This window comes from Flavobacterium sp. GW821-FHT11G01 (assembly GCF_058808175.1).
Window position 1 is genome coordinate 35121 of record NZ_JBXARK010000012.1, and the last position, 6303, is coordinate 41423.

Annotated in this window: 7 protein-coding genes and 1 tRNA gene; 3 read left to right on the plus strand and 5 right to left on the minus strand. The window is 29.9% G+C overall.

The window, feature by feature from the left end:
* The first annotated feature begins 40 nt into the window (after positions 1 to 40).
* Positions 41 to 1021: an SPFH domain-containing protein gene (locus tag AC1RRN_RS18825; protein WP_492968782.1), complete on the plus strand. Its 981-nt coding sequence runs from the start codon at positions 41 to 43 to the stop codon at positions 1019 to 1021.
* A gap of 21 nt (positions 1022 to 1042) precedes the next feature.
* Here the strand turns inward: AC1RRN_RS18825 and AC1RRN_RS18830 are convergent, their stop codons facing one another.
* The 5 genes from AC1RRN_RS18830 to AC1RRN_RS18850 all read right to left on the minus strand — a co-directional run bounded on the left by AC1RRN_RS18830 (position 1043) and on the right by AC1RRN_RS18850 (position 5621).
* Positions 1043 to 1297, minus strand: coding sequence for a DUF6327 family protein (locus tag AC1RRN_RS18830; protein ID WP_492968783.1), 255 nt, complete (start codon positions 1295 to 1297; stop codon positions 1043 to 1045).
* Positions 1298 to 1300: 3 nt separating this feature from the next.
* Positions 1301 to 1651, minus strand: a complete 351-nt coding sequence (locus tag AC1RRN_RS18835; RefSeq protein ID WP_492968784.1) for a competence protein — start codon at positions 1649 to 1651, stop codon at positions 1301 to 1303.
* A 76-nt stretch (positions 1652 to 1727) separates the two neighbouring features.
* Positions 1728 to 2054 carry a YtxH domain-containing protein gene (locus AC1RRN_RS18840; protein WP_492968785.1) on the minus strand — a complete coding sequence of 109 codons (327 nt, stop codon included), beginning with the start codon at positions 2052 to 2054 and terminating at the stop codon, positions 1728 to 1730.
* 92 nt (positions 2055 to 2146) lie between these two features.
* Positions 2147 to 2623, minus strand: a complete 477-nt coding sequence (locus AC1RRN_RS18845; RefSeq protein ID WP_492968786.1) for a hypothetical protein — start codon at positions 2621 to 2623, stop codon at positions 2147 to 2149.
* Positions 2624 to 3503: 880 nt separating this feature from the next.
* On the minus strand, positions 3504 to 5621 hold the full coding sequence (locus tag AC1RRN_RS18850; protein WP_492968787.1) for a glutamine--tRNA ligase/YqeY domain fusion protein: 2118 nt from the start codon (positions 5619 to 5621) through the stop codon (positions 3504 to 3506).
* A gap of 118 nt (positions 5622 to 5739) precedes the next feature.
* On the opposite strand from AC1RRN_RS18850, the gene folB reads away from it, so the two are divergent.
* Both folB and AC1RRN_RS18860 read left to right on the plus strand, forming a co-directional pair.
* Positions 5740 to 6099: a dihydroneopterin aldolase gene (gene folB, locus AC1RRN_RS18855; RefSeq protein WP_192186547.1), complete on the plus strand. Its 360-nt coding sequence runs from the start codon at positions 5740 to 5742 to the stop codon at positions 6097 to 6099.
* A 94-nt stretch (positions 6100 to 6193) separates the two neighbouring features.
* A tRNA-Cys gene (locus AC1RRN_RS18860) sits at positions 6194 to 6264 on the plus strand.
* Positions 6265 to 6303 lie beyond the last annotated feature (39 nt).

The window sequence follows — 6303 nt, forward strand, 5'->3', positions numbered from 1 at the left end:
TCGTAATTTACCAGATCATAAAAACTAAATTAATATCACCATGGGTACAGCATTTATTATTTTAATAGTCTTCGGATTATTCATTTTAATGTCTTCATTTTTTACCGTAAAACAACAATCTTCCGTTGTGATCGAAAGATTTGGTAAATTTTTAAGCGTTAGAAATTCAGGTTTACAACTTAAAATTCCGATTGTGGACAGAATTGCCGGACGTGTAAATCTTAAGATTCAACAGTTAGATGTTATCATTGAAACAAAAACAAAGGACAACGTTTTTATCAAAATGAAAGTTTCGGTTCAGTTTAAAGTAATTCAGGAAAAAGTATATGATGCTTTTTATAAACTGGAATATCCACACGATCAGATTACGGCTTATGTATTTGATGTCGTTCGTGCCGAAGTTCCAAAACTAAAACTGGATGATGTTTTTGAAAGAAAAGATGATATTGCTATTGCAGTAAAAAGAGAATTGAACGAAGCGATGACGACTTACGGGTATGATATTATCAATACTTTGGTAACCGATATTGATCCGGATATTCAGGTAAAAAATGCCATGAACAGAATCAACGCTGCCGACAGAGAAAAAACTGCTGCCGAATTTGAAGCTGAAAGTTCAAGAATCAGAATCGTTGCAAAAGCAAAAGCTGAAGCAGAAAGTAAACGCTTACAAGGACAAGGTATTGCAGATCAGCGTCGTGAAATTGCAAGAGGTTTAGTTGAAAGTGTTGAAGTTTTGAATAATGTGGGAATCAATTCTCAAGAAGCTTCTGCCTTAATTGTTGTTACGCAACATTATGATACACTTCAGGCTATTGGAGCGGATGCCAATTCTAATTTAATTTTGCTTCCAAATTCTCCACAAGCCGGAAGCGACATGTTAAATAATATGGTTGCCTCATTCACAGCATCAAACCAGGTTGGTGAAATGATGAAGAAGAACAATAAAAAAATCGTGAAACCAAAACCAATTGAACCTCAATCTGGTTATGAAGACGATATTCAACCCGAAACAAAATAATTTTAAAAATAAAAAAGAGGCTTAATTGCCTCTTTTTTTATTGAATAACCAACTGATAATATGTGGTAAAATGGATTGTAAAATCTTAGGATAGTTATTTGAAAAATAATCTTTATAAGAAGAAAAGAATCCATTAACAATTTTCTGAGGTGTAATTCCTTCTTTCGTTTTCTGAAAACTTAAAACTAATTTTTGATAATTAATATCTTTTTCTAATTTCAGAATTTCTAAATCTCTTTCGATTTCAGCGTATGATGAGTATTTTTTTGATTCCATAAATTAGTCGTTAAAAAAGATTTCTGAGAATTTTTCCAAAATCGGACCTTCAACAAATTTATCTTTTATAAAGAAAAGCAAAATTGTAAAAAAAAGATAGATCCCTCCTACTGCTAAAAAACCAAGAGCTGTACTTTCAAATAAAGATCCGAAAGCATAAGCTGCAGCGAAAGATCCAAAAATTAAAACCATACTAAAGCATAATAAAATCAACGTAAACTTAAAAATTAAAGTGGTTGATTTCATCGCAACCTTAAAACCCCAAAGTTTGTAATATGCTAAATGGCTGTCTAAATAAACTTTAGCCTGATCCTGAATGTTTTCGGTATTTTCTTTTAACTCCTCAAAAGCCATAATTATAATTTAAATTTAAAAAAAGAAGCACAAAAATTACTTCTAAAAGTAATCAAATTTGTGCTTCTTGTATTTATTATTTTTGAAGTTTAGCGTTCTGTGCTTTTAAATCAGCTAATTTAGATTCTAAAAAAGTAATTACTTCTTCTGTTTTATGGCTAACATTTGATAACAATTCATCAAAAGTTCCATCAAGACCCTGAGTGGCACTTGTAAACTTATCACGTAACACTTCAGAACTAGCCGAAAGCGAATCCTTCAAATTATTAGATGCATCATCTAAACCTTCTTTAAGTTTAGCACGCGTTTTTGATCCTTTGTCTGGAGCAAATAAAATTCCGATCGCCGCTCCTATTGCAGCGCCAGCTATAACAGCCGCAATTGCATTTGATTTATTTGACATGATTATATTATTTTAAGTGATGAATAAAGATACTTCTTTTTTAAATTATAAAATATTGGTTAAAAGATATTTACAAATATTTAACAATACAATTAATACATGTAAGCAACTGCTTCATATTTCCCATCATTTTCAACTATGCTTACAAATGGATAACCCTTTGAAGCTGACTGCGTTTTGATCCTCAAAGCAGTTTGGTTTTTATTTGCAATTGGCGGCTCCCCTTTTGTCTTCGTCGATATTCCTGAAAAATTAGCTGCTTGTTTTAAACCTATTGTCTTCTCTTGAGGTAAAACTGTTACCATTTTATAATCTGATTTTGAATCTACTATAACTTTATCAGATATTTTTTGAGTTTGATTCGTTTGTTTATTCGTAATTTTTGAAACAGCATACTTGGTAATTTTATGTTCTTCGAAACTTCCGTTTAGAGAATAATGAATTAAATCATTTTCATGTTTGATAAAATTAACATCCAATTCTTCTCCATTGTGTTTTGAAATTTGATGTGTTTGAGAAATTGCAATGTTTGCAAATAAAATAGCCAGAGTAAAAAATACATTTTTCATGATAATTAAATTTAAGGATTAAAAAATTTCTTTGATCAAAAATGAAAATCAAAACTTATAAATCACAAAACCAATTTCATGAAATTTGAAAATTATGAAATACTTTGAAAAATACATTTACTGGAGTATTATCAAAAACATTTACACAATTAGAATTGACCATAAAACCAATTTTCGGAATTCAGACTTAGAATACAAATTAAAAAACAAAAACTAATTTTTTGAATTTTAGAAAAACTCAGATTCGATTCCTAAAGTGTCATTTTTAAAATTAAAAATTTCAGATTTGACCTTTGGATAAAAATACCAACTTTATAAACAATTATATGTTAATAACCCGTTAAACTGACAAAAACGACGTCTAAAATTAAAATAAAGCTCAAAAATAAACAATTATTCAAAAGATGAGTTAAGAGATGGAAGAAGTAAAAAAACGTCTTAAAATTGAATTATGAAGGTCACTTTTAACTTATATTATCTATTAAAATATAAAATAAAATAGATTTTATATATAATAGATATATTCTTTAAAAAAAAATAAAATGATAATTAAAATTGATCTAATAAAATTTCATTTTCTATTTTGAAGAAATTCACACATTTTTTAAAAATGGATCTTCAATAGTAACTTTATAAACATTCCGTTGTTAATAAGCTCTAAAGATCGCTAAAACATGAGCTAAAATTAAAATAAAGGGTTTATTTTAATTATTTTCTAAAAGATGAATTCTGTATCGGAATAAGTAAAAAAACCGTTTAAAATCAATTTATGAACGTCATTTTTAATATAAAATATTTATAAAAATTTAATTTTAAATAGAAAATATAAATAATAAAAAAAGCGCTTATAAAAAGCGCTTTTCAATAGATTATAATGATATTATTTTTTTACCATTTCAGAAAGAATTTCAATTTCTCTCTCCGAAGCATTTTTTGGTGGATTTGAATATAATTTTAAAATTTCATCTTCAAACTGAATTTTGAAACTTTCATTTTCTAAATCTCTTAAATTCAAAAGTGCTTTTGATCGAACATAAGTAGATTCACTTCTTAATGACATATTGTATAATTTTTTGATATCCTCTTCTTCAAAATCAACAGATTTTAAATGAGAGTATTTCAAAATAAACTGAGCAAACAGTAAAGAAGCTTTATTATTGTTGATATTTTTCTTTAATGAATTTTGTAATAATGAAAAACTAGAAATATTTTTAATGCTCTCCCCTATTGCACTTTCAATTGCAATACGTTCTGGTTTAGTCTCAACTTTAAAATATTTGTTGATATCCTTTAAAGAATTATTGATGCTGTTTTCTTCCTTTTTACCTTTTTCTTCCCAGGCATCTTTCAATCCAACCGTTTTGTTAAATACTAATTTTGAAGAAGTTGATTCTTTATCAACAGTAAAATAACCCAAACGTTGAAATTGAAATTTATCTTCATTTTGAGCTGTTGCTAAACTTGGTTCAACAAATCCTTTGATAATTTCCAACGAATTTGGATTCACAAAATCTAAGAAATTTTTGTCTTTATAACTGTCCGGAGCTTCATCTGTAAACAAACGATCGTACATACGAACTTCTGCTTCAACTGCATGTTGAATAGAAACCCAATGTAATGTTCCGGAAACTTTTCTTTGACTTGCTTCTGTTCCGCTTCCGCTTAAAGAATCAGTATCATACGTTACATGAATTTCTGTAATATTTCCTGCTGCATCTTTTATAACAGATTCACCTTTAATTATATAAGCATTTTTAAGACGAACTTCTTTTCCCAAAGTCAAACGGAAAAATTTCGCCGGAGCTTCTTCTAAAAAGTCTTCTCTTTCGATATATAATTCACGTGAAAAAGGAACTTTTCTAAAACCAGCATTCTCATCTTCCTGATTATTCTCAGCTTCCAACCACTCCTCTTTTCCTTCAGGATAATTTGTAATTACCAATTTTACCGGATCTAAAACAGCCATTACACGAGGTGCAATTTTGTTCAAATCTTCACGAATACAGAATTCTAAAACCGATACATTTATTAAATTATCACGTTTTGCAATACCAATTGTATTAGCAAAATTACGTAAAGAAGCAGCTGTATAACCACGTCTTCTTAACCCTGAAATGGTTGACATTCTTGGGTCATCCCAACCGTTAACATGTTTTTCTTTAACAAGTTGCTGTAATTTTCTTTTACTAACAACAGTATGTGATAAGTTACGTCTTGCAAATTCTCTTTGCTTTGGACGAATCTGATTTTCATCAATAATTTGATCTAAAAACCAATCGTATAATTCACGGTGAGGCAAGAATTCAAGGGTGCAAAATGAGTGTGAGATTTCTTCTAAATAATCACTTTGTCCGTGTGCCCAATCGTACATTGGATAGATTTTCCAATCGTCTCCGGTTCTATGATGATGTCTGTGTAAAATCCTGTACATGATAGGATCACGCATCAACATATTAGTTGATTTCATGTCTATTTTTGCACGAAGAATGTGAGTTCCAGCCTCAAATTCGCCGTTTTTCATTCTGTCGAATAAGTCTAAATTTTCTTCAACAGAACGGTTTCTGAACGGACTATCAGTTCCAACAGTTGATGGAGTTCCTTTTTGAATGGCCATATCTTCAGAAGATTGACTATCAACATATGCTTTATCTTTTTTAATTAATAAAACTGCCCAATCGTATAATTGTTGAAAATAATCAGAAGCATAACGTTCCTCTGCCCAGGTATAACCTAGCCATTCCACATCTTTTTTAATAGCGTCAACAAATTCCTGTTCTTCTTTTTCTGGATTTGTATCATCAAAACGTAAATTTACAGGTGACTGATAATCAATTCCTAAACCAAAATTTAATGCAATAGAACTAGCATGTCCGATGTGCAAATATCCGTTTGGTTCTGGTGGAAAACGAAAATGAAGTTTGTTTTGTGAAAGACCTGATTTTAAATCTTCCTCTATGATTTGTTCAATAAAATTGAGTGATTTCTCTTCTGATGCCATTATTTTATAGTAATTTTAGCAAAGATAAAAAAGTTTACAGTTTATGGTTTACAGTTTATGGTTTTCTTTGGAAACTTCTCAGTAAACCTGAAACTTAGAACTTGAAACTAAATTTGAAATGGGAGTTATAAAACTAAAAAACATCCGCACTTTTTCCTATCATGGATGTTTAATTGAAGAAGGAAAAATTGGATCAGATTACACTGTTGATCTACAAATCAAAACTAATTTACAAAAATCAGCACAAACAGATCATCTTGCTGACACAGTTGATTATGTACATTTAAACAAAATTGTTACAGAAGAAATGGCAATTCGTTCTCATTTATTAGAACATGTGGCTAAAAGAATCAATATTCGTGTCCTGGCAGAAATAGAAACGATAGAAAAAACAACGGTTTGGGTTTCAAAAATAAATCCTCCTATTGGTGGTGATGTTGAATCAGTTACTATAAAAATGACGGAAATAAGAAAGTAATTCTTTCCCGGAAAAAACTAATTTTTTAAAATAGTTACTTTTAAAGTTTTGAATTTTAAAGATTTTAGTTACTTTTGCCATCCGTTCAAGCAATGGCGTCGTGGCCGAGCGGCTAGGCTGGGCTCTGCAAAAGCTCCTACTCCGGTTCGAATCCGGACGATGCCTCAAAAACCTTCAAAGCAATTTGAAGGTTTTTTTATGTTT

Coding starts and splice junctions, on each gene's coding strand:
- AC1RRN_RS18825 (WP_492968782.1), top strand. CDS start 41: ATGGGTACAGCATTTATTATTTTAATAGTCTTCGGATTATTCATTTTA.
- AC1RRN_RS18830 (WP_492968783.1), bottom strand. CDS start 1,297: ATGGAATCAAAAAAATACTCATCATACGCTGAAATCGAAAGAGATTTA.
- AC1RRN_RS18835 (WP_492968784.1), bottom strand. CDS start 1,651: ATGGCTTTTGAGGAGTTAAAAGAAAATACCGAAAACATTCAGGATCAG.
- AC1RRN_RS18840 (WP_492968785.1), bottom strand. CDS start 2,054: ATGTCAAATAAATCAAATGCAATTGCGGCTGTTATAGCTGGCGCTGCA.
- AC1RRN_RS18845 (WP_492968786.1), bottom strand. CDS start 2,623: ATGAAAAATGTATTTTTTACTCTGGCTATTTTATTTGCAAACATTGCA.
- AC1RRN_RS18850 (WP_492968787.1), bottom strand. CDS start 5,621: ATGGCATCAGAAGAGAAATCACTCAATTTTATTGAACAAATCATAGAG.
- folB (WP_192186547.1), top strand. CDS start 5,740: ATGGGAGTTATAAAACTAAAAAACATCCGCACTTTTTCCTATCATGGA.